We start from the raw sequence: 23,720 nt of genomic DNA, 5'->3' as shown, positions 1-23,720 counted from the left end.
CGCTTTTGCTAATGCAGAAGCGCCCGATTCAGAGAGGCCGACCCACCGGCACGACCACCTACGAAGCAGAACCAGCCATCGCGTTTGGGGCCGCCGTTCGCGATGAGAGAACCAGCCAGGGCATCGCCCAGGAAACGCTGGCTCACCTGGCAGGCATCGAGCGCTCGCACGTAGGCAAGATCGAGCGCGGCGAGCACACACCCACGCTCCCCTTGATCCTCAAGATTGCCCGTGCGCTGAAATGCAGTTCTGCCCACCTGATGGCCCTGACCGAAGCCAAGCTGGCCGAACCGGCTCCCTCCAAGTCAGAGGACTGAAGCCGGCCGGGGCTTGGGCCGCCTACTTATCCCTGCTCGTCGTTATCGTTTTGAACTGCGGGATTTTCGCGCTTTGGGGGCTTGGTGGCGAGACGCAGGTAAGGGTTATCGGGCGGCACGTCCCCGAATAGCGCCTCGGGCCGCGCCAGCAGGTAGCCGTGCAGCCGCCGCGATTTGCGCGGGCCGGTCACGTCGCAGGTCCAGATATTCAGACCGCTGGCCTGCTTGCGGTGCGCCCCCAACTTCTCGAAGCGCTTCTGCACCCACTGCCACTCCTCCAGCTTCTCCTGCTTGGCGACGGCCGCGACCTGCGGGTGTTCCTGCGCGTAGCGCTGGAACACGCCGGGGCTGACCAGGTAGGCCGTGCCGGCGACGGTATGCACCAGGGCCTTGGCGTCGTTGACGATGAGCCTGCGCGATCCCACGCCCTGGGTCAGCCAGGCCATGAAGTCTTCGCCGGAGGGCTCGGCCTGTGGGCGGGGTGCCAAAGCTGGTGGTGCCGGCGGCGGCGCCGCCGCGCTGGCCAAGGAATCTCCTTCGGCATCTGCCCGCGCGTCGGCGACGGGCTCGGGCGGCATCGGGGGCGGCGCCGACGCGGCAGGTGCCATGTCCAGCAGATCGAGCAGCGCACCAACGCCGTTGTCCGCAGCCGTGGACAGGACCGGCGGCGCAGCGCTCGGCGCAGGCCCCGGCTGAGCCGCACCAGGCGCAGCGGGTTCTGGCTGCGCTGCGTCCTCCTGCTCGACCCGCACCTGGCCGGCGAACGGCGCGGGCCGTTCGGCCGCCTCCCAGATCAGTGCGGGCGAGAGCTTCAGGAACGTGAAGCTGTGCGACCAGCCGGCATCGCTCGCGACGGTGGCCTTCCAGATCGCCTTGCCGTCCGGCGTGGGCAAGGCGATGCCGTGGTCCTGCAGCACGTTGAACACTGCTGTGTTGCTGGCCGGGATGCCGTCGATGCCTTGCTGCAGCAGATGGGCGCGCAGCTTGTCCGAGACGGTCTTGCTTACCAGCCAGAGTGCGTCCTGGGTCAGCCAGCCGTCCGAGGCCTGGGGCTGGTTCAGCTTGAATTCCTCCCGCAGCAGGAAGCGCAGGCCATCGAGCAGCTTGCGCTGCAGGGCGTGCTTGGGCGCGGCCAGTGCCTTGCTGGGATCGCCGCCGAGTTCCTGGGCCACCGAGGCCTGGTCGGCCTGCACGACCAGTTCGCCGAGCGTGCCAGCGTGCTCGTACTGGCCGGCCAGCACGTACAGGAGCGCGGCCCACAGGTCGGGGTAGTCGGCGAGCCAGTCGAAGATGCCTGGATCGAGCAGCCGGGCGTAGAGCAGTCCGGTGGCGGCGCTGTGCAGCCGGTATTCGCGCTCCTTGCGATAGCGGAAGCGATACGGCCGCCGTAGCGGGCCGTGCCAGGGATGCCAGACCGTGCCGTCCGCATACTCCACGTGCAGATCGACCGCGACCTTGCCGACATCGTGCAACAGCGCCGCATAGGCGGTGCCGGCCGTCCAGGCTTCGGCCTGGGCGGCTTGCGCCTCCGGCGTGGTGCCGGCGGGCAGCAGGTGCGACTGCCGCAGCTTGAGGGCGTAGGCGACGATCTCCAGGCCGTGGTCCAGCATGCCGCCCGGGTAGGCATGGTGATGGGATTCCGAGGCGGGGAACTGCTGGACCAGTTCGGCGTAGCGCTCCAGGGGTGCCAGATACAGCGTGGCGAACTGGCAGCGTGACAGCGAGGTGCGCTGCCAGATATGTTCCAGCAACCGCTGCCGGCGTGGTGTCGCCAGCAGCGATGCGGCCGGCTCCGGCCGCATCAGCCCTTTGCCGGGATCGGCGGGAGGTGTGGGTATCGGCGCCGCGCCAGAGGCAGGCGGCGGCCGTTTGCGTTGGAACAGCGAGAGCATGGCGAACCCCGGACGGTTGGCGGATCGGGGGAGCCTTTTGGCCTTTTCGGGTAGGGCCATTCCCCTTGGCCCCATTCCCTTGCCCCTTCCCCAGCCCTTTGGCCTTTAGGAAGCCTTTGGATATAGGGCAAGCGAGGCGAGCCAGCCACAACCAATGCGGGTCTGGCCCAGGGCGCATTGATGCGGGAAGGCCGGCTGTGCCGTCCCTACGATGGCGCCGATTCATCCACCCGGAAACAGCACCATGCGCCCTCACATTGACAGTGTAAGGAAACTTCCTTACCATCCAGGCATTGCCATCAGGAGTGCCGCCATGCCCGAAATCCACGAAGTCGCGACGCTGACCTCCAAGGGTCAGATCACGCTGCCCAAGTCCATCCGGCAGGTGCTGGGCCTGGACACCGGCGGCAAGGTGGCGTTCGACCTGCGCGGCGGCGAAGTGGTCGTGACCCGTGCCGATGCCGAGCATGAAGACCCGGCCATCGGTGCGTTCCTGACCCTGCTGGCTCGCGACATCGAGGCCGGCCGGAACATCCGCGGTCTGCCGGAGGATCTGGCTCGCACGATGCTGGAGCATGCAGGCCACAAGGTTTTCCTGGGCGATGACTTCGATGAGGACGTGGAAATCTGATGCAGCAGCATGGTTGGACGCTGCTGTTCCACGACAACCTGATCGAGCAGTTGACGAAGCTGCGCGCGGCCGTGCTACGTGCGCAAGAGAACGACCCGGAGGGCTTTGCGTCCAACGCCAACGTCAAGTTCTTCCGGGCCTTGGTCCAGTTGATGCAGGACGTGGTGCCGAGCGATCCGGCGCGAGACGAATACCGTCAGGGCAACACCATGGGGCCGGCCTATCGCCACTGGCGCCGTGCCAAGCTCGGACGACGGTATCGGCTGTTCTTCCGCTACGACTCGAAGGCGAAGGTCATCGTGTATGCCTGGGTCAACGACGAGCAGACCTTGCGATCGGCGGGCAGCAAGTCCGACCCCTATGCCGTGTTCGAGAAGATGTTGGGACGTGGCAACCCGCCGGACGATTGGGCCGCGTTGGTAACAGCGAGCAAAGCCGACTGGCAGGGGGAACGCAAAGGCTGATGTGCTGCATGCCTTCGTGTTTGGCGTGATTAGATATTGCACTGAATTTCCACCATGAGTTGAAAATTTATGCAGGATTCAATCAAACAAGCAGCACACAGGACGACCATGAGGTAGCCGCCATGAAGACCGCCGCACAGACCACTTTCGCAGAACGCCTCGGCCGAGCGCTGGGCCGGGCCTGGCGAGGCTGTGCGCGTCTGGATCGGCAGGCACAGGGCTGGTTGCGTGCGCAGGGTTTGGCGCCTGGCGCTGCTCGGGCAGCGTCGTTGGGCGTCAAGCTCGCCGTGATCGGCATCCTGCTCTACACCGCGTTCTGGCTGGCGCTGCTACTTGCATTTGCGCTGGCAGGTGCCTGGCTACTTCGCAACGATGATGGCAGCTACGACGAAGAGGAGCAGACCGAGTGGCGGCACGGCCCTGCCGGATTTGGCCTCTACACGTCCAACGATCAGCGGATTGACCCACACGATCCCGACGACGATCAGACGTAGCTATTTCACAGCTTTCAGTGCTACCCCAGCGCCTTTGCCTCCCGCGGCTTGTGCATCGCGTGTTCCGGCGGCCAGTCCCTGAATCGCGTTTCCGGCACGCACACCAACCCAGCCGAGCGAGGCCACCCAAAACGTCGGCAGCACGATGAACATCGTCGCCATGACAAAGTTGAGCAGCATGTCGCCGAAGGCGTTGTTCAGCCCGATCAGCGGATCGAAGTTGCTGTGCGGTCGGTTCGCCCCGAACCCCCATCCGTAGAGTGCATCCAGGATCGTGGAGTCAAGCCAGCGAGCCAACTGAAACCAGAAGTCCACAAAGAACAGCGCGAACTGCACACAGCTCACCGCGACCAGCGCCTTCAGCTCGTAGGTGCCGAAAACCAGCACCAGCGGGATGCAGACCACCAGCGCCATCTTGAGCAGCGACAGCACCATCGGCAATGCCTGCCGCACCACATCCATCGCCGGGAAGAAGCCGAGCGAGCCCATCGTCATGCCCAGGTCGCCGGCGCCGCGCGTCACGATGTTGGGCAGCGTCTTCTCGATCTGCCCGCCGTAGTCGGTGTAGACCGAGCCCTGATTCATCTTCTGCTGCCTTGGCGAGACCACGGCCCGGATCACCGAGTCGTTCACCTCGCCCTGCGACAGGAAGCCCGCCCAGCGGCCGATGCGCGTCAGCAGGTCGGGATCGACCTGAGCCTGCAGCCGAGCGCGCAGGCCGCTGTTGCCGTCGGACCACCACTGCCGACACGTGGGGTAGCCCCCGCCGCTGTCCACCTGGGCCAGCCCCGCATCGCGCGTCGCGTCGTAGGGCCAGGCCGTGCGGGGCGTGTTGGAGTGGTAGGTGTCGTAGAAGCCTGCGTTGTCCAGGAAGTAGCTCGACCCGATCCAGGTCACGTCGTTCATGTCGTCGTCGGAGAGCGTGGGCCGGCTCATGAACAGCTTGGCCCGCGACGGGCCGTAGCAGTCGTGCACGAAGTCACCCACCTCCTGGGCCAGCACCGGGTCGTCGATGCGCGTCGCATCCACGTCCATGCGCATCTGCCGCAGGTCCGTGCCGCAGGGAATCGCCGCCACCGCGCCGCCCGTGACCGCCTTCGAGATGGCGTGCATGAAGAACCACCACACCGGCACCAGCGCGCTCTGGTTGTTGAGGGTGGTGTAGGCGGTGGACCAGCCCGTGTCGTTGGGCTGCGGGACGCTGACCTGGCACTGCGCGGAGCGCGTCGTGTCGAACCGGATCGTGCTGAGGTCGACCGGGATGAAGGGCACGCCCGCGAACAGGATGACGACGATCGCCACCCACACGCGGTTCTCGATGCGCATCGAGGACAGCACGCCCTTGTTGCCCTCGTCGGCGCCCTCGGCGCGTGCGCGCAGCCACTCCTGCACGACGATCACCACGAAGGGCAGCGCGAAGACGCCGCTGGCCACGAGAATGTTCCAGATGCCGTTGTTGACGATCCACCCGACGAGCGTCAGGTAATACTCCAGGTAGTCGGTCGTGTAGAGGGTCATGGCGTGCTCCTCGCCTCAGTCGTTCAGCCGCCGCGCAGCAGTTGGCTGCCTTCGAGCAGCACGAGGGTGACGACGGCCGCGATCTCGACGCGCAGCAGGCGCTGGTGCGCCTCGGGTGAAGGCTCGCGCTCGCGCAGGCGCCGACGCATCCACCACCAGCCGTAAGCCGTTGCCGCGTAGACCAGCAGCCGCCACGCCAGGAAGTGGACCGAGTGCTCGCGCAGCCACCGCTCCCAGCCGTCGATGCTGCCGACGACATGCAGGCCGACGACGTTGACACCCGCCGCGATGCCGGCGACCGCCAGCACCCACAGCAGCGCAAGGGCCACGCGCCGGTTGAACAACCAGGTAGGCCGCAGCCAGGTCCAGGCGCGCGCGGCCATCAGTTGTTCCTCGGCTTCTGCACTTCCTTGAGCCGGTCGCGCGTGGTGTCGCCCTCGAAGATGCCGCGCGAGCCGGCGGCGCGGGTGCCGTGCCGCTGCACGATCGCCATCGCCGAATTGCCGGCCAGCGTGCGCCGCAGCTCCAGCTCGGTCTTGAGGTTGTTGATCTCCTGCTCCAGCGCAGTGTTCTCCTGATCGACCGCCTTCACGGCCAGCTCGTTGGCGGCGACGTTGGGCTCCTTCTTGCCGGTCAGCAGCGTGCGCTGCAACAGCAAGGCCTTCTCCAGCACGCTCGACAGCGCGGCCTCGGACGCCAGGCGCTTGCCGAGCAGGTCTTGATCGGGTTCGTCGCGCAGCGCCTCGATCACGCCGCGCGTGATCGGCAGGGAGTTGCTGCCGGCGGTTTCGAGGTTCGCTACCGTCATCGGCGTCGAGCCGGTCACGAGTCCCTGCAGCGCCTGCAGCTTGGTCTCGTACTCTTCCTGGATCACCGGCGTCAGGCCGACACCGGGCGTCGTCTGCGTCTTGGTGCAGGTCTCGCAGGTGCGTTGCTCGCGCTCACCAAGGACGCGGGTCGCGAAGTCCGCGGCGGCCTGCGGCGAGGACCAGGTTTGGCAGGTCAGCCGGTTGCCGCAGGATGCGCGCGGGATGGACGAGGTGTCCGTGACGCCGCGGCTGTTGAGCAGGTTGTAGCCGGCGCGGGTCACGTCGCCGACCACCTTGATCGAGCCCTGGCCCGAACCGCCCGCGTTGCCGCCTCCGACCCAGGGCACGCCGTTGTTGCCCTTGTTGGATTCGGCCTGCTCGACGGCGGACACCGCATCGGTGCTGCTCACCGCATCGCGCAGCGCGAAGCCTTCGGCGAGCTGATCCCATCCGGCTTGGCCGCCGGCCATGTCCGCCATCCGGTTGGCCATCGCCTTGCACGTCAGCTTGCTGCGGTCGAAGTCGAGCCGGGCCTGCAGCACGCCGTTGGTCAGCAGGTTGTAGAGGCCCGGATCGGCGCGCTGGATGATCAGCGCTGGCAGCGAGGCGACCGCGCTGGTCGCGCTCTGGATCACGTTGCTCATGATCTGCTGGAAGCCGTTGGTGATGCCGTTCAATTGGTTCTGCAGCGTCGTCGTGATGCTCATGTCGCCGCAGATGAGATTGCTGTTCCAGCCGATGCCCACACCGATGCTCTGCATGTTCCCGGCGCCACCCATGGACACGGCGCGGCCGCCGCCGATGCTGTAGAGCACGTCGTCGCCGATCACGCTGCCGCTCACGCCGACGCCGGTCGGGTTGATGCGGGTCTGCGCCCACGCGACGCCGGCCCCGGCGGTGACGGCGCAGGCGAGCGCGACGCTGAGCGTGTAGGGCTTGGCGCGTTGCGCGCAACGGGAGATAGACGTTTTCATAGGGCGCACCTCAGTTGAAATCGACGCTGCCGAGGAAGACCTGTCCGCGGCGCTGGCAACAGGCATAGGGACGCCACAGCGCCCAGGCGTAGTCGCCCTGCTGGGCCTGCGTGAGGCTTCCGCTGTGCGGGAAGACCACGCAACTGTTCGAGAGCGTGGGCGTGAGCGGCTGCCACTTGCCCGTGGAGGCGTCCGTTTCCATCAGCGCACCGGCCGGCCAGTAGCCGTCGCGGCTGTTGGCAAGCAGCGGTTGGTACACGTGGATCTGGTTGCGCCGCGTCACGACGTCGCCCGCGCGCTGCGCGACCACGGCACCGCTCTTGTGGTCATCGGTCTGGTGCAGAAAGCCCCCGCGTGCGTACACGTTGCCCCACAGGTTCAGGCCGGTACGCGTGCCGATCTCGCGCCGGCCCGGAATGAGCGCTTCGGGGTAGAAGGCTTCCGGGATGTTGTAGCGCCAGGCGATGGTGTCCAGGGTGCTGAGCAGGTACGGCATGAAGGCCGTGCCCGCACCCTCGCACGAGTAGCCGAAGGAACTCGCGAACTGGCTGAACACGTAGCCGCCGGGGTGGCCGATGACGTCGGCGTTCTTGAACTTGGCGAGGTTGTTCTCGTTGTCGTGGTTCGTCGTGCCGTCGCCGCCAGCCTGCGCAGTCGGGTTCGGCGTGCTCATCGCGCGCACCTCGACCCAGGGGTTCTCGCCGGTGTTGCTGTAGCTCGATACCACCGCGTCCGGCACGTAGTGCCGCACCTTCACCGACGTGCGCACGGTGCAGCCCGTCCAAGTGCAGAACAGCCAGTAGCAGATGCCGACGACGCGGTACTCGATGCAGTCCGGCGACAGGGCCGAGGACACGATGGTGGCCGTGTTCAGCGCGAAGCTCGATGCCGCGCCGCCCAGCAGCACCGAGGCGATGGCGAGGCGAGCGCGGCGCGACGATGCCGACAGCAGGCGCTTCATGGCTGCGTCCTCCGATGGGCTTCGATGCGGGCCAGGGCGCGCGCCACGTCGGGCTCGCCGTAGACCACGTAGCGGCGATCGACCACCACGGCGGGCACCTTGGCGATGCCCAGCCCCCAGGCATCGGCCACACCCTGGTAGGCGCTACCGATGCGGCGCTGCAATGCCGGTCCGCCATCGCGCAACCGCTGCTGCACGAGCGTGGCTGCACGGCTGGCGTCATTGGGCAGACCGGCCGCCAGCTCGGCCTCGATGCGCTCGGGCAGGTCCAGCTCGATCACGCGCACGCCGGCCGTGGACTGCACCGGATTGCGGCTGTCGGTCACGACCAGCACGTCGGCGGCAGAAGCGACCTGGCCGCACAGGGCAAGCAGCACCCCTCCCGCGCACGCGATGCGCGTGGCCCGCAGCCGCGGGATGGAATTGAACAAGGGAGCCGTCATGGCGGGCGTCCTGGGAATGAGAGCAAGGCCCCTAGTCGAACGCCGAAGGCATGTCCGCTGCGACAAGGAATGCGCACCACGCACACCCGCTTTCGCAAGCGCCACAAGGAAGAAGGGGTCGTCTCAGAAAACGGAAAATAAAGCACGCTAAGCCGGTGGCAGCGGTCGCAATGGCCTGAACTTCCCCGCACCGACCTTGGCACTGCTGCGCCATAGGTAATCGCCGGTCAGGTTGATATGCTCCCACCCCAGCGGGGACAGATATTGCAGCAACGTGTCGTCCAGCGCCTTGCCGTGGGCACGCAAAGCACTGGTGGCACGCTCCAGATAGACCGTGTTCCACAACACGATGGCCGCCGTCACCAGATTGAGGCCGCTGGCCCGGTAGCGCTGCTGCTCAAAACTGCGGTCGCGGATTTCACCCAATCGGTAGAAGAAGACCGCCCTGGCCAGCGCGTTGCGCGCCTCGCCCTTATTCAGCCCCGCATGGACGCGGCGGCGCAGCTCCACGCTTTGCAGCCAATCCAGAATGAACAGCGTGCGCTCGATGCGCCCCAGCTCGCGCAGGGCGACGGCCAAGCCGTTTTGGCGCGGATAGCTGCCGAGCTTGCGCAGCATCAGCGAGGCCGTCACCGTGCCCTGCTTGATCGAAGTGGCCAGCCGTAGGATTTCATCCCAATGAGCGCGAATAGCCTTGATGTTCAGCCTGTCGCTGCTAATCATCGGCTTGAGTGCATCGTAGGCAGTATGGCCCTTGGGAATGAACAGCTTGGTGTCGCCCAGGTCGCGGATGCGCGGCGCGAACCGGAATCCCAGAAAGTGCATCAGGCCGAACACATGATCGGTGAAGCCCGCCGTGTCGGTGTAGTGTATCCTCGATACGCAAGTCAGACTCGTGGTACAGCAGGCCATCGAGCACATAGGTCGAGTCGCGCAAGCCGACGTTGACCACCTTGGCGCTGAAGGGCGCGTATTGGTCGGAGATATGGGTATAGAACGTCCGCCCAGGGCTACTTCCATACTTCGGATTGATATGCCCGGTGCTCTCTGCCTTGCTGCCGGTTCGGAAGTTCTGGCCGTCCGACGATGACGTGGTGCCGTCGCCCCAGTTTCCGGCGAAGGGTTGTCGAAACTGTGCGTTCACCAGCTCGGCCAGCGCCGTCGAATAGGTTTCGTCGCGAACGTGCCAGGCTTGCAGCCAAGACAGCCTGGCGTAGGTGGTGCCAGGGCAGGACTCGGCCATCTTGGTGAGCCCAAGATTGATACCATCAGCCAGAATCGTCGTCATCAGCAAGGTTTTGTCCTTGGCCGTGTCGCCGGTCTTCAGGTGTGTGAAGTGGCGCGTGAAGCCCGTCCATTCATCGACCTCCATCAGCAACTCGGTGATCTTGAGGTGCGGCAGCAACATCGCCGACTGGTCAATCAAGGCTTGCGCGGCGTCTGGCACCGCTGCGTCCAGCGGCGTGATCTTCAGGCCCGATGCAGTGGTGATGATGGCGTCCGGCAAGTCGTTGGTCGCCGCCATGCGGTTGACTGTGGCGAGTTGCGCCTCCAATAATTCCAGTCGGTCATGCAGATATTGGTCGCAGTCGGTGGCCACGGCCAGTGGCAATTCGCTGGCCAGCTTCAGGGTGGCGAACTTCTCGATCGGCACCAGGTATTCGTCGAAGTCCTTGAACTGGCGCGAACCCTGCACCCAAACATCACCAGAGCGCAGTGCGTTCTTCAGCTCCGACAGGGCGCATAACTCGTAGTAACGCCGGTCAATACCCTCGTCGGTCAGAACCAGCTTTGCCCAGCGCGGCTTGATGAATGCGGTTGGCGCATCGGCGGGCACCTTGCGCGCGCTGTCGCTGTTCATGCCGCGCAGCACGTCGATGGCATCGAGCACACCCTTGGCGGTGGGCGCGGCGCGCAGTTTGAGCACGTCCAGGAACTGCGGCGCATAGCGGCGCAGCGTGGCGTAACTCTCGCCGATATGGTGCAGGAAATCAAAATCGGCAGGCCGCGCCAGCGTTTGCGCCTCGGTGACGCTGGCGGCGAAGGTATCCCACGGCATTACGGCCTCGATGGCGGCGAACGGATCGCCGCCGCTCTGTTTGGCTTCCAGCAAGGCTTGGCCGATGCGGCCATACATCCGCACCTTGTCATTGATCGCCTTGCCGGAAGCCTGAAACTGCTGCTGATGCTTGTTCTTGGCGGCGTTGAATAGTTTGCCAATGATGCGGTCGTGCAGGTCGATGATTTCGTCGGTGACGGTGGCCATACCTTCAATGGCCAGCGAAACCAGAGTGGCATAGCGTCGTTGCATCTCGAACTTTGCCAGATCGGCAGGCGTCATCTGCCCACCCTCACGGGCGATCTTGAGCAGGCGGTTCTGGTGAACTTGTCGCTCGATGCCTGCGGGAAGGTCAAGCGCCTGCCAAGCCTTGAGGCGCTCGATGTGTTCAAGCATATGCCGAGAGTTCGGCTTGACGGGCGACTGGCGCAGCCATGCCAGCCACGTCAATTTGCTGCCGTCCTTGCGCTTGAGAAGTTCGTCCAGGCGCTGACGGTGGAGCGATAACAAAGAATCGGTCAACGCCGCGTAAATACGCCGGTTGGCACGGGTGATGGCCTCGGCGCTCGCGCGCTCGATGGCATTCATGGCGGGCAGGATGATGCTCTGCCGCCGCAGGTTTTCGACAAGGGTGCTGGCCAGCACAATCCCTTTATCGGTCTGCAAGGCCAGCTCGGTCAATGTATGCACGGCTTGCCGGTAGTGACTCATGGTGAAGGGCTTGAACCCGAACACCGTTTGCAGCTCGACCAAGTGCTCCCGCCGCGTCTGCTCGCGCTGGCCGTAATCGTTCCAACTTTCCACCGGCACCTTGAGTTGTGCGGCCACCATGCGCAACAGGGGCGGAAACGGAGGCTCATCGATGCCCAAGAAGATGCCAGGGAATCGCAAGTAGCAAAGCTGCACGGCGAAGCCCAATCGATTCGCAGCGCCGCGACGCTGGCGGATCACCGATAGGTCGGTTTCGTTGAACGTGTAGTGCCGTATCAGTTCGTCTTTGGCATCTGGTAGTGCCAGCAGGCTTTCGCGCTCGGTGGCGGACAGGATTGAGCGGCGCGGCATGATCAGTCTTCCCGCAGGTACTGGTACAAGGTTTCGCGACTGATGCCGAAGTCACGGGCCACCAAGGTTTTTTGATCGCCTGCCGCGACTCGCTGTTTCAACTTGGCAATTTGTTCGCTGTTCAGCGATTTCTTTCGTCCCCGGTAGGCACCGCGCTGCTTGGCCAGCACGATTCCCTCGCGCTGGCGTTCGCGGATCAGTGCGCGCTCGAACTCCGCAAAAGCCCCCATGACCGACAGCATCAAATTGGCCATCGGTGAGTCATCGCCGGTGAACGCCAGCCCTTCTTTGACAAACTCCATCCGCACGCCCCGTTGTGTCAGCCCCTGAACGATGCGGCGCAGGTCATCGAGATTGCGTGCCAACCTGTCCATGCTGTGCACCACCACGGTGTCGCCCTCGCGCACAAAGGCCAGCAGCCTTTCAAGTTCGGGACGTTGTGTGTCCTTGCCTGAAGTGTCATTTTCAGAAGGCGATAGCACGAATTATCAAAAGTCGGCCGCACGGTTTTTTCTGACGGTTGACGTCACCTCAGAAAACGGAAAATAAAGCACGCTTAGGCGTAGTTCCCTTGGCTACACCGCGTCGGTACTGCGCGGTTCTTTCTTCCCTTGCAGTGAAGCAATCAGCGGGCAAGAAACATTCCCCTGCCGCAGGTGGCAGGCACACACAAGTTCGGAAAGCACCGACTCCATACGCGCCAAGTCAGTCATTTTTTCGCGCACGTCCTTGAGCTTGTGCTCGGCCAGACTACTGGCTTCCTCGCAATGGGTGCCATCCTCCAGCCGCAGCAGTTCGGCTATTTCATCCAGACTGAAGCCCAGCCGCTGGGCTGATTTCACGAACCGCACCCGCGTTACATCCGCCTCGCCATAGCGGCGGATGCTGCCGTAAGGCTTGTCCGGCTCCGGCAACAAGCCCTTGCGCTGATAGAACCGGATGGTCTCTACGTTGACCCCGGCCGCCTTGGCGAAAACGCCGATGGTCAGATTTTCCAAATTGTTTTCCATATTGCTTGACTCCGTACATGACTACGGAAGTAAGGTTACGCTATCCAATTTAAATTCGAAAGGACACGCGCATGTCTGAACCACAAAACGGGCGCGGGGCGCTCTTCGCCGGCGGGCTGGCTGCCATCCTCGCCTCGGCCTGCTGCCTGGGGCCGCTGGTTCTGGTCACCTTGGGGTTCAGCGGCGCTTGGATCGGCAACCTGACGGTATTGGAGCCGTATCGGCCGATCTTCATCGGCGCGGCGCTGGTTGCACTGTTCTTTGCCTGGCGGCGCATCGTCCGACCGACCGCAGCCTGCAAGCCGGGCGAGGTGTGCGCGATTCCGCAAGTGCGCACCACCTACAAGCTCATTTTCTGGTTCGTCGCCGTGTTGGTCTTGGTCGCGCTTGGTTTTCCCTACGTCATGCCATTTTTCTACTAATCAGGAGTTCATCATGAAAAAGCTGTTTGCCTCCCTCGCTCTCGCCGCTTTCGTTGCCCCCGTGTTCGCCGCCACTCAGACCGTCACGCTGTCCGTGCCTGGCATGACCTGCGCCTCTTGCCCGATCACTGTCAAGCACGCGCTTTCCAAGGTTGAGGGCGTGAGCAAGACCGACGTAAGTTTCGACAAGCGCCAGGCCGTCGTCACCTTCGACGATGCCAAGACCAACGTCCAGAAGTTGACCAAGGCGACCGAGGACGCGGGCTATCCGTCCAGCCTCAAACGCTGATCCGTTAACCGAACTCGGGAGCGACACATGGGACTCATCACGCGCATCGCTGGCAAAACCGGCGCGCTCGGCAGCGTCGTTTCCGCGATGGGCTGCGCCGCCTGTTTTCCTGCCATCGCCAGCTTTGGCGCGGCCATCGGACTGGGCTTCTTGAGCCAGTACGAGGGGCTATTCATTGGCATCCTGCTGCCGATGTTCGCCGGCATCGCGTTACTCGCCAATGCTATCGCTTGGCTCAATCATCGACAGTGGCGACGCACGGCGCTCGGCACGATAGGCCCGATCTTGGTGCTGGCAGCGGTGTTTTTAATGCGGGCTTACGGCTGGCAGAGCGGTGGACTGCTCTATGTCGGCCTGGCCTTGATGGTTGGGGTGTCGGTCTGGGATTTCATCTCGCCAGCACATCGCCGCTGCGGGCCGGACAGCTGTGAATTGCCAGAACAACGTGGCTGACGGCAACAGCCGTAGCCACCACAGAAAAGGAAAAATACATGACCACCCTGAAAATCACCGGGATGACCTGCGACTCGTGCGCGGCTCACGTCAAGGAAGCCTTGGAGAAAGTGCCCGGCGTGCAATCGGCGCTGGTGTCCTATCCGAAGGGCACAGCGCAACTCGCCATTGAGGCGGGCACGTCATCGGATGCGCTGACTACCGCCGTGGCCGGACTGGGCTACGAGGCAACGCTTGCCGATGCGCCACCGACGGACAACCGCGCCGGCCTGCTCGACAAGATGCGCGGCTGGATAGGGGCCGCTGATAAGCCCAGTGGCAACGAACGCCCGTTGCAGGTCGTCGTCATTGGTAGCGGTGGCGCGGCAATGGCGGCAGCACTGAAGGCCGTCGAGCAAGGCGCGCACGTCTCGCTGATCGAGCGCGGCACCATCGGCGGCACCTGCGTCAACGTCGGCTGCGTGCCGTCCAAGATCATGATTCGCGCCGCCCACATCGCCCATTTACGTCGGGAAAGTCCGTTCGACGGCGGTATCGCGGCGACTGTGCCTGCGATTGACCGCAGCAAACTACTGGCCCAGCAGCAGGCGCGCGTCGAAGAACTGCGCCATGCCAAGTACGAAGGCATTCTGGACGGCAACCCGGCCATCACCGTTGTACATGGTGAGGCGCGTTTCAAGGATGAGCAGAGCCTGGTCGTCCGTTTAAACGATGGTGGCGAGCGCGTGGTAGCTTTCGACCGCTGCTTAGTCGCCACGGGTGCCAGCCCGGCCGTGCCGCCGATTCCGGGCCTGAAAGAGTCACCCTACTGGACTTCGACCGAGGCCCTGGTCAGCGACACCCTTCCCGAACGCCTAGCCGTGATCGGCTCGTCGGTGGTCGCGCTGGAACTGGCGCAAGCCTTCGCCCGGCTGGGCAGCCAGGTCACGATCCTAGCTCGCAACACGCTGTTCTTCCGCGACGACCCGTCCATCGGCGAGGCCGTCACAGCGGCCTTCCGTGCCGAAGGGATCAAGGTACTGGAACACACGCAAGCCAGCCAGGTCGCGCATGTGAACGGCGAATTCGTGCTGACCACGGGACACGGTGAAGTACGTGCCGACAAGCTGCTGGTCGCTACCGGACGGACACCGAACACGCGCAGCCTGGCACTCGACGCGGCGGGAGTCACCGTCAATGCGCAGGGTGCCATCGTCATCGACAAGGGCATGCGCACCAGCACGCCACACATTTACGCGGCCGGCGACTGCACGGACCAGCCACAATTCGTCTATGTGGCGGCAGCGGCCGGCACCCGTGCCGCGATCAACATGACCGGAGGGGATGCTGCCATCAATCTAACCGCGATGCCGGCCGTGGTGTTCACCGATCCGCAAGTAGCAACCGTGGGCTACAGCGAAGCGGAAGCGCATCACGACGGGATCGAAACCGACAGTCGCACGCTCACGCTCGACAACGTGCCGCGTGCGCTTGCCAACTTCGACACACGCGGCTTTATCAAGCTGGTCATCGAGGAAGGTAGCGGACGGCTCATCGGCGTGCAGGTCGTCGCCCCGGAAGCCGGCGAATTGATCCAGACGGCTGTTCTCGCCATTCGCAACCGCATGACGGTGCAGGAACTGGCCGACCAGTTGTTCCCCTACCTGACGATGGTCGAGGGGTTGAAGCTCGCGGCGCAGACCTTCAGCAAGGACGTGAAGCAGCTTTCGTGTTGTGCCGGATGAGGAAAAGGAGGTGTTCGATGAACGCCTACACGGTGTCCCGGTTGGCCTTTGATGCCGGGGTGAGTGTGCATATCGTGCGCGATTACCTGCTGCGTGGATTGCTGCGGCCAGTCGCCTGCACCACGGGTGGCTACGGCCTGTTCGATGACGCCGCCTTGCAGCGACTGTGCTTCGTGCGGGCCGCCTTCGAGGCGGGCATCGGCCTCGGCGCATTGGCGCGGCTGTGCCGGGCGCTGGATGCGGCGAACTGCGATGAAACTGCCGCGCAGCTTGCTGTGCTGCGTCAGTTCGTCGAACGCCGGCGCGAAGCGTTGGCCAATCTGGAAGTGCAGTTGGCCGCCATGCCGACCGCGCCGGCACAGCATGCGGAGAGTTTGCCATGAACAGCCCCGAGCGCATGCCGGCCGAGACGCACAAACCGTTCACCGGCTACCTGTGGGGCACGCTGGCCGTGCTGACTTGCCCCTGCCACCTGTCCATCCTCGCTGCCGTGCTGGCCGGCACAACCGCCGGTGCATTCCTTGTCGAGTATTGGGTCATCACGGCGCTCGGTTTGACCGGCCTGTTTCTTCTGTCACTGGCGCGGGCGTTGCGGGCATTCAGGGAAAGATCATGAGCGCTTCCCGGCCGGATGGATGGACTACGGCGGAGGGCCCAAGCGTTCGAGCGCGGGCAAGGCTTTCTGTTCGCAAAGCCGATGCCGGCGGCGGCATTCGCCGTCTTCGTCAGTCAATGGAGGGGTGCCACCATGAATGCAAATGATCCGACCGCCACCAGTTGCTGCGTGTGCTGCAAGGAAATTCCGCTCGATGCCGCCTTCACACCGGAAGGCGCGGAGTACGTCGAGCACTTCTGCGGGCTGGAGTGTTATCAACGTTTCCAGGCGCGGGCCAGCACTGCGACCGAAACGAGCGGCGAACCGAACGCTTGCGGTTCGCCGCCGTCAAATTGAGACAAACCACGCTTTCGCTACGTCGCCTCATGTCGGCATCAAATTCGGCTGAGTAGCTTCTCGCCATCTGGACGTAGCTCGCCCTTGGGTGAAATATGCCGATACAGGGTCTGCCGCGTGATGCCAAGTTCCTGGCACAGGTCGCCGACCTTGGTCTCTGACTGCCCCATTGCCGCCATCGCCAGCCGCAGCTTGGCGGCGGTCATCTTGAACGGCCGGCCGCCTTTCCGGCCGCGTGCCCGTGCTGAGGCCAGGCCCGCCACGGTGCGCTCGGCGATCAACTCGCGCTCGAACTCGGCCAGCGCGGCGAAGATACCGAAGACCAGCTTGCCGGCGGCGGTCGTGGTGTCAATGGCCGCGCCGTGCCCGGTCAGCACCTTGAGGCCGATGCCGCGTCCGGTCAGGTCATGGACGGTATTGATCAGATGGCGCAGGTCGCGCCCGAGCCGATCCAGTTTCCAAACGACCAACGTGTCGCCTGGCCGTAGTGCCATGTAGCTGTACCGCTCGGAACGGCTCTCATGCGGGGCATCCGCAAAGATGGACGGGGCCACGCGCCGGATTTGGTCATCCGACAAGGGGTAATCGGAACGCAGCGCCGGGGAATGGGAAGCAAAACGGGATGCAAGCATGTCTTTCTCCTGACTTGGTTGTTGAAGAAAACCGCACACCGGATTCCTAGATTCGGAGCCCAGCCTTTCGGCTGTTCGGTGCGGTCGGCACGAGGAACCTGGTTGGCCCTGTTGCCACCGTCTTTCCTGAGTTCATCGCCCGCGACGGTCAGGAGCGCGCGGACGGGGGCCGTCAAGGAGGCAAGCGCAGGGTTGGTGCGGCCCGCAGCGCAGCGAGGACACGGCCCTGCGCGCCTTGACGGCGCACGGGAGCGGGCTACAGTCGCGGACAAGGTGATGAAGTCAGGGGAGACGGCTGGACAAGGCAACGGCCTTCCCCATGCGCCGACCGCACGGCAAGCGAAGCGCGCAGGCCCGAAGCTGGAAGCCGGGCCGGAGGCGTCAGCCGATCAGCGCGAGGGAATGATGGAAGCCCGACAGGGGCGAAACCCCGCAGGGGGTTCGATGCGCAGCACGACAGCGCGACCGGCCATGTTTCCTGGCCGGGGACGCCCGGACTTCAAGGCTCGATGCACAAGCTCATGCTCCAGGCATCGGGAAGCCGGCTCGGCGGCCTTTGAGGGGCGCCAAGCTCGCGCGGCGGGGATAGCCCGCAGGGCTTTCCCCTGGAGACAAGCAAAGCGCGCAACGCCCCGTTAGGGGCGCGAAGGCATCACGCCGAGTCGTCAGAGCGCAGGCTGGATTCCGACAGCAGCACGATGCGCTGCTCGTCAGTGATGAGTGCGTTGTTCATGGTGAGCTCCTGAAAGGTTGCCGGGCGGAATTGCCCGACCCTTTCGGGGCACTGCGCAGCGCAAGCAGTCAAGGGTCAACGACGGCCGCAGGCCGCAAGAGTGCGAGCACGCGCCGCCCTTGCACGGCGAGAACGCCGTGGCACGATGGAGAAGCAACAAGCCGCCACACCGCGCCACCCAGGCACAGCCGGTATTAGCAAGCGCAGCGCGCAGGCCCGGATCTGCGATCAGGGCCGCAGTTGCGTGAAGGATCGACGCCGCATGGCCGTGATTCGGCACGAAGCACGGGGCAACGCCCGAGAGCCTGACGGCGCCGCGCGCCGACACGCCCCAGGGCGGGGTGCAAATCTTCTGAACCCAGTAGTTACTGTTTTGTAGAGATCGCTACATCATTGCAACGACCGTGACAGGGATTTAAGCTGTTGCCATGACTCTCACCTCCGACTCTTGGCTGACCCTCATCGTCAGCCTCCCCTCCGCGAGCGCCACGGCACGCATGCGGATTTGGCGCGCCGTCAAGGCGCTCGGCTGTGCCGCCTTGCGCGACGGCGCCTACCTACTGCCCGCTCAGGCCGAACAGGCTGCGCAGCTACAAATGCTGGCCGATGAAGCGCTGCAGGAAGGTGGCCAAGCCTGGCTGCTGCAGGTACAAGCCCTTGACCTGGCTGAGCAGGCCACCTTTCAGGCGCTGTTCGACCGGACGGCCGATTACACCCCCTGGCTGGAGGAACTGGCGCAAGCACGCCAGACGCTTTCCGCCCTGAGCGCAGCCGAACTCCAGCGTACACAGCGCAAGCATGCGCGTGCCTATGAGGTCATCCGCAAAATCGACTTCTTTCCCGGCGAGACGTCGATCCGCGCCGACGCCCAGTGGCGCGATTTCGCCAACGCCCTCGAATCTATGCAGTCACCCGGCGAGCCGCAGCCTATGGCCGGCCGCATTGCTCGGCGTGATCGCATGCAGTACCAGGGGCGAGTCTGGGCCACACGCCGCCATCTCTGGGTGGACCGCGTGGCGAGTGCCTGGCTGATCCAGCGTTTTATCGACCCTCACGCGCGCTTCCTGTGGCTGAACACCGCAGCAGACTGCCCGTCCGATGCGCTGGGTTTCGATTTCGACGGCGCGACTTTCTCGCACGTGGGCGAGCGGGTGACGTTCGAGGTACTGCTGGCGAGCTTCGGCCTGGAGGACGATCGGGGTCTCTCGCGCCTGGGAGCCATGGTGCATGCGCTCGACGTGGGTGGCGCGACCACACCCGAGGCCAGCGGCTTCGAGGCCGTGCTGGCCGGCGCACGCAAGCGCTGGCCGGACGACGACGCGCTGCTGGTCGACATCGGCGGCGTGCTGGATTCGCTCCATGCCCATTTCTCCAGTAGTCGCAAAACGTGACGACCCACCTCAGATCACTTCTTTAACTCAGATCACTTTTTTAGGAACGAATCTTCATGAACGAGACCACTTCAGCTGCAGCCATCAGCAGTGCGGCGCCTCGCAGCTATACGCTGTGGCAATTGATTGCTTATTTCTTACGGCTCGGAGCACTGGGCTTCGGCGGACCCGTAGCCCTGGCCGGCTACATGGATCGCGACTTGGTGGAACGGCGCCAATGGTTCACCGAGGCAGACTACAAGGAAGGGCTGGCCTTGGCGCAGCTCGCGCCAGGACCGTTAGCCGCGCAGTTGGCCATCTACCTGGGCTTTGTTCACTACAGCTTCCTAGGGGCCACCCTGGTGGGCCTCGCTTTTGTGCTGCCCTCGTTTCTGATGGTGATCGGACTGGGTTGGGCCTATACGCATTTCGGCGGCCTGGGTTGGATGCAGGCCGTGTTTTATGGCGTGAGTTCCGCTGTCATTGGGATCATTGCTATCAGCACCTGGAAGCTCTCTACCAAGAACATCGGCAAAGACAAACTGCAATGGGCCATCTTTGCAGTAGCGGCGGCGGTGACGATCATCACCCAATCCGAGGAACTGTGGCTGTTCCTGGGCGCAGGCGTTCTCGTGTGGTTGTTGCGCGCGCCGCCGAAATTTATTAAGCCGTCCAGCACGCTGCACAGCAGTGCTATTCCTTTGCTGGCCTTGCTTGGCTTGTCCAACGTCGACTGGACCAAGCTGTGGCAGATCACCAAGTATTTCTTCTACGCGGGCAGTTTTGTTTTTGGTAGCGGCCTAGCTATCGTCCCGTTTCTGTATAGCGGAGTAGTCAAAGAGTACGGATGGTTGACCGATCACCAGTTCCTAGACGCTGTCGCAGTCGCCATGATCACTCCCGGTCCTGTCGTCGTCACTACCGGGTTCATCGGCTTTCTGGTCGCGGACTTCTGGGGCGCGGTTGCTGCGGCGCTGGCAACCTTCCTGCCGTGCTATCTCCTCACAGTCCTGCCAGCCCCGTACTTCAAGAAATATGGAAAGAAACCGGGAATCGTGGCATTCGTCGATGGCGTGACGGCAGCCGCCATCGGATCGTTGGCCGGAGCCGTGGTAGTTATCGGGGTGCGCTCGATCAAGGACGTTCCCACGGCGCTACTCGCCCTGGGGACTGCTGCCTTGCTTTGGAAATTCAAGAAGTTGCCGGAGCCGATCGTTGTCGCTGCCGCGGCACTGATTGGGCTGGTCGTCTACCCGCTGGTGACCCGCAGCTGAATAGAAGCGAGAGGAGTCCACGCCTTAACCCATGACTTGCCACATTTCTAGGAACACTCCAATGGATTTACAACTACGCCCCCTTACCATCAACCTCGCTGCCCTCAACGGGCTGTCCGAGGAACTCATCCTCAGCCATCACGCGAACAACTACACCGGTGCAGTCAAGCGCCTGGATGCTATTCGCCAGCAACTGGCGCACCTGGATTGGCCGACCGCTCCGGTCTTCATGATCAATGGCCTGAAGCGCGAAGAGCTGATCGCCGCCAATTCCGCTTGGCTCCACGAGCTGTACTTCGACACGCTGGGAGGCGACGGTGCATTGCCGGACTCCGGCCTGGCAGTTGCCTTGGCCCGCGACTTTGGCAGCGTTGACCGCTGGCGCACGGAATTCTCCGCACTGGCCAAGGCCATGGGCGGCGGCTCGGGGTGGGCGCTGCTGTCATGGTCCACACGCGAGGCGCGGCTGATCAACCATTGGGCGGCTGACCATACGAACCTGCTGGCCGGCGCCACACCGCTGCTGGCACTGGACATGTACGAGCACGCCTACCACATGGATTTCGGTGCCAAGGCGGCCGCGTATGTTGACGCCTTCATGCAAAACATCCGCTGGAATGCCGTGATGCAGCGCTACGCTGCCGCCGTCGAGGCTGATGCACTGCCCTGGTCGGCCGCACCAGAGGAAGTCGGCGGTGACCTCCAACTGATCGACGTGCGACGCACGGCAGGCTACGCACAAGCGCCTGATCGCATCGCCGGGGCCATTCGGCGCGATCCCGTGCAGTTGGCAAATTGGAGCCGTGAAATCGATACCTCTAAACCCGTCCTTGTGTATTGCGTGCACGGCCATGAAGTCAGCCAGTCGGTGGCGCTCGCGCTACGAGCGCATGGCCTCGACGCACGCTTCGTGGCCGGAGGCATCGAAGCCTGTCGCGCTGCTGGCGTGACATTTGAAGCAAAGGAGTAGCACCATGAAGTGGATTACACGCGAACGCCCCAAGATCGACCGCATCGCCTGTCCCTGGCTGGTTGCGCGCTTCATCGACCAGCAGGCGGAATTTCTCTATGTGCCGGCCAGCGAGGTGCTGAAAACCGCCAACGCTACCGGCGCCATCCCCTACGACATCCCGAATGTCGAACTAAGCCATGTGGGCGAGCTGTGCAGTTTCGATTCCTTCCTGTCGAAGTACCACCTGGACGACCCAGCGCTGCGCCAGTTGGCCGAGATCGTGCGCGGCGCCGACACCTCCCGGCTCGACCTGACGCCGCAATCAGCAGGGCTCTATGCGCTCTCGCTCGGGCTGTCGCACAACTTTAGCGACGACCACGAAATGCTCCAGCACGGCATGGTGATGTACGACGCCCTCTATGCGTGGTGCCGCGCATGCCAGGCCGAGACACACAACTGGCCGCCGGTCATGCCAGCCTGATCCGCCCAACTGAAAATGCACCAAATGTCCGCAATCCCCCGTCTTGCCTTCGCCACACTCATTCAGTCCCTGAGCCTGGTGGCGGCATCGGCAGCGCCCGGCCCCAGCGAACTCACCGGCGCGCAGATCAAGACAGTCTTCGTCGGCAATGTCATATCCGAAGGCGCGCACTGGTCCGCTTACCTCCTTCCCGATGGACGCACGAAGTCCATTGAACTGGGGCGGCCGCACCAGGGGCATTGGAAGATCGTGGGCAAGGAATTGTGCGTAAGCATCAGCACGGGTGTAGAGCCCGAATGCTGGACGGTACTGCGCAAAGGCAAGGCCTATCTGCTGCGCGCCCACGGCCAAGACCTCTACGAGGTCACTCCGGAACCTCTGTCGTCGAAATACCCGTTCGATTGACCGGCACCTGCCTCGATTACCCGCTCCGGCCAGCCCCCGGAGCTGCATCCCGCCAACTACCAAGGAAACTCCATGCTGCGTCTAACCCTCTCCACACTGGCCCTGGCCGCGGGCCTGCTCACTACAGGCGCCCCGGCCATGGCCCAGGCCATCGACACCGCTGCCATCGAAACGGCCACCGGCCTCAAGGGCAGCTACAACCAGGCGGAAAACGTCTTCAAGGTCAGCAAGCCACGCGACGACGTGAAGATCAATGTCGATCGCTGGACCATGCCACCGTTCATGGGGCTCACCTCCTGGGCCGCGTTCACGCCAATGGGCTCGTCCACCATGATGATGGGCGATACGGTGCTGTTCGAGGATGAAGTCAACCCGGCGATGAGCGCCGCGCTGGACAACGGCCTGGAAGTGACTGCGCTGCACAACCACTTCTTCTTCGACCAACCCAAGGTCTTCTTCATGCACATCGGCGGCATGGGGGATGCACGCAAGCTCGCCACAGGCGTGAAGGCGGTGTACGACCGCATCGCGCAGGTGCGCGCCGCCCAAGGCACGCCGGCCAGCAGCTTCGCGGGCGACATCGCATCGCCAAGCCATGTCACTGCTGCGCCCATCGAGGAGATTCTGGGCAGCAAGGCGCAGGTCAAGGATGGCATGGTGAAAGTAACCCTTGGCCGCACAGCCAAGATGCATGGAACCACCGTCGGCAATGAAATGGGCATCAATACCTGGGCGGCCTTTGCTGGCGACGATGAGCATGCGGTAGTCGATGGCGACTTCGCCATGCATGAAAACGAACTGCAGACGGTCCTGAAAACCATGCGTGGCCAGAGCATCAACATCGTGGCAATCCACCAGCACATGACCTACGAGGAACCGCGCTACGTCTTTCTGCACTACTGGGGAAAGGGCAAGGCCGTGGATCTGGCTCAGTCAGTGAAGAAGGCGCTGGATGCGCAGAAGGCGGCGAAGTGACAAAGAAGACCTTCAGCTCGGTTACGCAACGCCTCTCAACAAGCTCTACCCGGCACCTCATGCGCTTCATCATCGCCGGGGCCATGTTTCCCGCACTTGCCGCAACCGCCAGGGAGGTGCCGCTGACCGGCCCGCAGATTCGTGCGACCATCAGCGGCAAGTATGTGACCGATGAACGCCATTGGGGGCACAAGTATTTCGCGGACGGGCGCGTCGAGCGATCGGAGAACGGCCGCCAGCGGTCTGCGCGCTGGTCCGTCAAAGGCAATCAGCTATGCCTGCTGCAGCCGGAAATCAGCAAGGACGAACCGATCTGCTACAGCGTCCTGCGCGACGGACAGGAGCTGCAGTACAAGGACGATGCGCAGTTCGTGGTGTATAGGGGGCTGGTGCGGCCCATGCCCAAACGAGAGCCGTGAACGGG

27 protein-coding genes and 1 pseudogene are annotated in these 23,720 nt (G+C 63.8%); 18 read left to right on the top strand and 10 right to left on the bottom strand.

Annotation, left to right across the window (positions count from 1 at the left end):
• Positions 1 to 11: 11 nt before the first annotated feature.
• Positions 12 to 317: a helix-turn-helix domain-containing protein gene (locus tag ALIDE2_RS09805; RefSeq protein WP_009521874.1), complete on the top strand. Its 306-nt coding sequence runs from the start codon at positions 12 to 14 to the stop codon at positions 315 to 317.
• A gap of 26 nt (positions 318 to 343) precedes the next feature.
• Here the strand turns inward: ALIDE2_RS09805 and mobH are convergent, their stop codons facing one another.
• The gene (gene mobH / locus ALIDE2_RS09800) at positions 344 to 2,209 is read right to left on the bottom strand and encodes a MobH family relaxase (RefSeq protein ID WP_013722026.1); all 1,866 of its coding nucleotides are present in this window, start codon (positions 2,207 to 2,209) and stop codon (positions 344 to 346) included.
• A gap of 313 nt (positions 2,210 to 2,522) precedes the next feature.
• Here mobH and ALIDE2_RS09795 point away from each other — a divergent pair, with 313 nt between their 5' ends.
• The 3 genes from ALIDE2_RS09795 to ALIDE2_RS09785 all read left to right on the top strand — a co-directional run bounded on the left by ALIDE2_RS09795 (position 2,523) and on the right by ALIDE2_RS09785 (position 3,798).
• On the top strand, positions 2,523 to 2,840 hold the full coding sequence (locus ALIDE2_RS09795) for a type II toxin-antitoxin system PrlF family antitoxin (protein WP_013722025.1): 318 nt from the start codon (positions 2,523 to 2,525) through the stop codon (positions 2,838 to 2,840).
• Entirely contained in the window at positions 2,840 to 3,304 is a 465-nt protein-coding gene (locus ALIDE2_RS09790; protein WP_013722024.1) for a type II toxin-antitoxin system YhaV family toxin, read from the top strand. The genes ALIDE2_RS09795 and ALIDE2_RS09790 overlap by 1 nt, the downstream gene beginning before the upstream one ends.
• 122 nt (positions 3,305 to 3,426) lie before the next feature.
• Positions 3,427 to 3,798, top strand: a complete 372-nt coding sequence (locus ALIDE2_RS09785; RefSeq protein WP_013722023.1) for a DUF3742 family protein — start codon at positions 3,427 to 3,429, stop codon at positions 3,796 to 3,798.
• Here the strand turns inward: ALIDE2_RS09785 and ALIDE2_RS09780 are convergent, their stop codons facing one another.
• The 8 genes and pseudogenes from ALIDE2_RS09780 to merR all read right to left on the bottom strand — a co-directional run bounded on the left by ALIDE2_RS09780 (position 3,799) and on the right by merR (position 12,634).
• Positions 3,799 to 5,316: a conjugal transfer protein TraG N-terminal domain-containing protein gene (locus tag ALIDE2_RS09780; RefSeq protein WP_013722022.1), complete on the bottom strand. Its 1,518-nt coding sequence runs from the start codon at positions 5,314 to 5,316 to the stop codon at positions 3,799 to 3,801. It lies immediately after the preceding gene.
• 23 nt (positions 5,317 to 5,339) lie between these two features.
• Positions 5,340 to 5,699, bottom strand: coding sequence for a hypothetical protein (locus ALIDE2_RS09775; protein WP_013722021.1), 360 nt, complete (start codon positions 5,697 to 5,699; stop codon positions 5,340 to 5,342).
• Entirely contained in the window at positions 5,699 to 7,099 is a 1,401-nt protein-coding gene (locus ALIDE2_RS09770) for an integrating conjugative element protein (RefSeq protein WP_013722020.1), read from the bottom strand. Before ALIDE2_RS09770 ends, ALIDE2_RS09775 begins: the two co-directional genes overlap by 1 nt.
• A gap of 10 nt (positions 7,100 to 7,109) precedes the next feature.
• The gene (locus tag ALIDE2_RS09765; RefSeq protein WP_013722019.1) at positions 7,110 to 8,060 is read right to left on the bottom strand and encodes a TIGR03756 family integrating conjugative element protein; all 951 of its coding nucleotides are present in this window, start codon (positions 8,058 to 8,060) and stop codon (positions 7,110 to 7,112) included.
• Positions 8,057 to 8,503: a TIGR03757 family integrating conjugative element protein gene (locus ALIDE2_RS09760; protein ID WP_013722018.1), complete on the bottom strand. Its 447-nt coding sequence runs from the start codon at positions 8,501 to 8,503 to the stop codon at positions 8,057 to 8,059. The genes ALIDE2_RS09765 and ALIDE2_RS09760 overlap by 4 nt, the downstream gene beginning before the upstream one ends.
• 147 nt (positions 8,504 to 8,650) lie before the next feature.
• A pseudogene (locus ALIDE2_RS09755) lies at positions 8,651 to 11,624 on the bottom strand (Tn3 family transposase).
• A gap of 2 nt (positions 11,625 to 11,626) precedes the next feature.
• On the bottom strand, positions 11,627 to 12,106 hold the full coding sequence (locus ALIDE2_RS09750) for a recombinase family protein (protein WP_041700810.1): 480 nt from the start codon (positions 12,104 to 12,106) through the stop codon (positions 11,627 to 11,629).
• 93 nt (positions 12,107 to 12,199) lie between these two features.
• Positions 12,200 to 12,634, bottom strand: coding sequence for an Hg(II)-responsive transcriptional regulator (gene merR, locus ALIDE2_RS09745; RefSeq protein WP_005798840.1), 435 nt, complete (start codon positions 12,632 to 12,634; stop codon positions 12,200 to 12,202).
• A 71-nt stretch (positions 12,635 to 12,705) separates the two neighbouring features.
• On the opposite strand from merR, the gene merT reads away from it, so the two are divergent.
• The 7 genes from merT (at position 12,706) to ALIDE2_RS25350 (ending at position 16,474) form a co-directional block, all read left to right on the top strand.
• Positions 12,706 to 13,056 (top strand): mercuric ion transporter MerT, encoded by a 351-nt coding sequence (gene merT / locus ALIDE2_RS09740; protein WP_005798838.1) that lies wholly within the window; start codon positions 12,706 to 12,708, stop codon positions 13,054 to 13,056.
• Positions 13,057 to 13,069: 13 nt separating this feature from the next.
• On the top strand, positions 13,070 to 13,345 hold the full coding sequence (gene merP / locus ALIDE2_RS24850; RefSeq protein ID WP_004178136.1) for a mercury resistance system periplasmic binding protein MerP: 276 nt from the start codon (positions 13,070 to 13,072) through the stop codon (positions 13,343 to 13,345).
• 27 nt (positions 13,346 to 13,372) lie between these two features.
• Positions 13,373 to 13,798, top strand: coding sequence for an organomercurial transporter MerC (merC, locus tag ALIDE2_RS24845; RefSeq protein ID WP_000522996.1), 426 nt, complete (start codon positions 13,373 to 13,375; stop codon positions 13,796 to 13,798).
• 38 nt (positions 13,799 to 13,836) lie between these two features.
• The gene (gene merA, locus ALIDE2_RS09725; RefSeq protein ID WP_005798829.1) at positions 13,837 to 15,522 is read left to right on the top strand and encodes a mercury(II) reductase; all 1,686 of its coding nucleotides are present in this window, start codon (positions 13,837 to 13,839) and stop codon (positions 15,520 to 15,522) included.
• A 17-nt stretch (positions 15,523 to 15,539) separates the two neighbouring features.
• The gene (merD, locus tag ALIDE2_RS09720) at positions 15,540 to 15,905 is read left to right on the top strand and encodes a mercury resistance co-regulator MerD (RefSeq protein WP_005798827.1); all 366 of its coding nucleotides are present in this window, start codon (positions 15,540 to 15,542) and stop codon (positions 15,903 to 15,905) included.
• Entirely contained in the window at positions 15,902 to 16,138 is a 237-nt protein-coding gene (gene merE / locus ALIDE2_RS09715; RefSeq protein WP_005413392.1) for a broad-spectrum mercury transporter MerE, read from the top strand. Before merD ends, merE begins: the two co-directional genes overlap by 4 nt.
• 132 nt (positions 16,139 to 16,270) lie before the next feature.
• Complete coding sequence (locus tag ALIDE2_RS25350) at positions 16,271 to 16,474, top strand: DUF3330 domain-containing protein (protein ID WP_005413391.1); 204 nt, start codon at positions 16,271 to 16,273, stop codon at positions 16,472 to 16,474.
• A gap of 38 nt (positions 16,475 to 16,512) precedes the next feature.
• On the opposite strand, the gene ALIDE2_RS09705 is transcribed toward ALIDE2_RS25350, so the two are convergent.
• Positions 16,513 to 17,106, bottom strand: coding sequence for a recombinase family protein (locus tag ALIDE2_RS09705; protein ID WP_013722017.1), 594 nt, complete (start codon positions 17,104 to 17,106; stop codon positions 16,513 to 16,515).
• A gap of 1,161 nt (positions 17,107 to 18,267) precedes the next feature.
• On the opposite strand from ALIDE2_RS09705, the gene ALIDE2_RS09700 reads away from it, so the two are divergent.
• The 7 genes from ALIDE2_RS09700 to ALIDE2_RS09670 all read left to right on the top strand — a co-directional run bounded on the left by ALIDE2_RS09700 (position 18,268) and on the right by ALIDE2_RS09670 (position 23,715).
• Positions 18,268 to 19,230 carry a chromate resistance protein ChrB domain-containing protein gene (locus ALIDE2_RS09700; protein WP_005797799.1) on the top strand — a complete coding sequence of 321 codons (963 nt, stop codon included), beginning with the start codon at positions 18,268 to 18,270 and terminating at the stop codon, positions 19,228 to 19,230.
• Between the two features lie 56 nt (positions 19,231 to 19,286).
• Positions 19,287 to 20,483, top strand: a complete 1,197-nt coding sequence (locus ALIDE2_RS09695) for a chromate transporter (RefSeq protein ID WP_013722016.1) — start codon at positions 19,287 to 19,289, stop codon at positions 20,481 to 20,483.
• A 61-nt stretch (positions 20,484 to 20,544) separates the two neighbouring features.
• A complete protein-coding gene (locus tag ALIDE2_RS09690; RefSeq protein WP_013722015.1) occupies positions 20,545 to 21,453 on the top strand; it encodes a Fe-Mn family superoxide dismutase in 909 nt (302 codons plus the stop codon).
• Between the two features lie 4 nt (positions 21,454 to 21,457).
• Positions 21,458 to 21,916, top strand: coding sequence for a chromate resistance protein ChrB domain-containing protein (locus ALIDE2_RS09685; protein WP_005797792.1), 459 nt, complete (start codon positions 21,458 to 21,460; stop codon positions 21,914 to 21,916).
• Positions 21,917 to 21,940: 24 nt separating this feature from the next.
• Positions 21,941 to 22,321: a hypothetical protein gene (locus tag ALIDE2_RS09680; protein ID WP_013722014.1), complete on the top strand. Its 381-nt coding sequence runs from the start codon at positions 21,941 to 21,943 to the stop codon at positions 22,319 to 22,321.
• Between the two features lie 72 nt (positions 22,322 to 22,393).
• Complete coding sequence (locus ALIDE2_RS09675; RefSeq protein WP_013722013.1) at positions 22,394 to 23,296, top strand: DUF1259 domain-containing protein; 903 nt, start codon at positions 22,394 to 22,396, stop codon at positions 23,294 to 23,296.
• 59 nt (positions 23,297 to 23,355) lie between these two features.
• Positions 23,356 to 23,715: a hypothetical protein gene (locus tag ALIDE2_RS09670; protein WP_013722012.1), complete on the top strand. Its 360-nt coding sequence runs from the start codon at positions 23,356 to 23,358 to the stop codon at positions 23,713 to 23,715.
• Positions 23,716 to 23,720 lie beyond the last annotated feature (5 nt).

It is taken from the genome of Alicycliphilus denitrificans K601, from assembly GCF_000204645.1.
Taxonomy (GTDB): domain Bacteria; phylum Pseudomonadota; class Gammaproteobacteria; order Burkholderiales; family Burkholderiaceae_C; genus Alicycliphilus; species Alicycliphilus denitrificans.
This window is presented reverse-complemented; position numbering and strand designations above follow the sequence as displayed.

Coding starts and splice junctions, on each gene's coding strand:
- ALIDE2_RS09670 (WP_013722012.1), top strand. CDS start 23,356: ATGCGCTTCATCATCGCCGGGGCCATGTTTCCCGCACTTGCCGCAACC.
- merD (WP_005798827.1), top strand. CDS start 15,540: ATGAACGCCTACACGGTGTCCCGGTTGGCCTTTGATGCCGGGGTGAGT.
- ALIDE2_RS09795 (WP_013722025.1), top strand. CDS start 2,523: ATGCCCGAAATCCACGAAGTCGCGACGCTGACCTCCAAGGGTCAGATC.
- ALIDE2_RS09775 (WP_013722021.1), bottom strand. CDS start 5,699: ATGGCCGCGCGCGCCTGGACCTGGCTGCGGCCTACCTGGTTGTTCAAC.
- ALIDE2_RS09685 (WP_005797792.1), top strand. CDS start 21,458: ATGAAGTGGATTACACGCGAACGCCCCAAGATCGACCGCATCGCCTGT.
- ALIDE2_RS09690 (WP_013722015.1), top strand. CDS start 20,545: ATGGATTTACAACTACGCCCCCTTACCATCAACCTCGCTGCCCTCAAC.
- ALIDE2_RS09805 (WP_009521874.1), top strand. CDS start 12: ATGCAGAAGCGCCCGATTCAGAGAGGCCGACCCACCGGCACGACCACC.
- ALIDE2_RS09705 (WP_013722017.1), bottom strand. CDS start 17,106: ATGCTTGCATCCCGTTTTGCTTCCCATTCCCCGGCGCTGCGTTCCGAT.
- ALIDE2_RS09760 (WP_013722018.1), bottom strand. CDS start 8,503: ATGACGGCTCCCTTGTTCAATTCCATCCCGCGGCTGCGGGCCACGCGC.
- merR (WP_005798840.1), bottom strand. CDS start 12,634: ATGGAAAACAATTTGGAAAATCTGACCATCGGCGTTTTCGCCAAGGCG.
- mobH (WP_013722026.1), bottom strand. CDS start 2,209: ATGCTCTCGCTGTTCCAACGCAAACGGCCGCCGCCTGCCTCTGGCGCG.
- ALIDE2_RS09770 (WP_013722020.1), bottom strand. CDS start 7,099: ATGAAAACGTCTATCTCCCGTTGCGCGCAACGCGCCAAGCCCTACACG.
- merT (WP_005798838.1), top strand. CDS start 12,706: ATGTCTGAACCACAAAACGGGCGCGGGGCGCTCTTCGCCGGCGGGCTG.
- ALIDE2_RS09695 (WP_013722016.1), top strand. CDS start 19,287: ATGAACGAGACCACTTCAGCTGCAGCCATCAGCAGTGCGGCGCCTCGC.
- ALIDE2_RS09790 (WP_013722024.1), top strand. CDS start 2,840: ATGCAGCAGCATGGTTGGACGCTGCTGTTCCACGACAACCTGATCGAG.
- merE (WP_005413392.1), top strand. CDS start 15,902: ATGAACAGCCCCGAGCGCATGCCGGCCGAGACGCACAAACCGTTCACC.
- ALIDE2_RS09765 (WP_013722019.1), bottom strand. CDS start 8,060: ATGAAGCGCCTGCTGTCGGCATCGTCGCGCCGCGCTCGCCTCGCCATC.
- merA (WP_005798829.1), top strand. CDS start 13,837: ATGACCACCCTGAAAATCACCGGGATGACCTGCGACTCGTGCGCGGCT.
- ALIDE2_RS09700 (WP_005797799.1), top strand. CDS start 18,268: ATGACTCTCACCTCCGACTCTTGGCTGACCCTCATCGTCAGCCTCCCC.
- ALIDE2_RS09785 (WP_013722023.1), top strand. CDS start 3,427: ATGAAGACCGCCGCACAGACCACTTTCGCAGAACGCCTCGGCCGAGCG.
- ALIDE2_RS09675 (WP_013722013.1), top strand. CDS start 22,394: ATGCTGCGTCTAACCCTCTCCACACTGGCCCTGGCCGCGGGCCTGCTC.
- ALIDE2_RS09680 (WP_013722014.1), top strand. CDS start 21,941: ATGTCCGCAATCCCCCGTCTTGCCTTCGCCACACTCATTCAGTCCCTG.
- merC (WP_000522996.1), top strand. CDS start 13,373: ATGGGACTCATCACGCGCATCGCTGGCAAAACCGGCGCGCTCGGCAGC.
- merP (WP_004178136.1), top strand. CDS start 13,070: ATGAAAAAGCTGTTTGCCTCCCTCGCTCTCGCCGCTTTCGTTGCCCCC.
- ALIDE2_RS25350 (WP_005413391.1), top strand. CDS start 16,271: ATGAATGCAAATGATCCGACCGCCACCAGTTGCTGCGTGTGCTGCAAG.
- ALIDE2_RS09780 (WP_013722022.1), bottom strand. CDS start 5,316: ATGACCCTCTACACGACCGACTACCTGGAGTATTACCTGACGCTCGTC.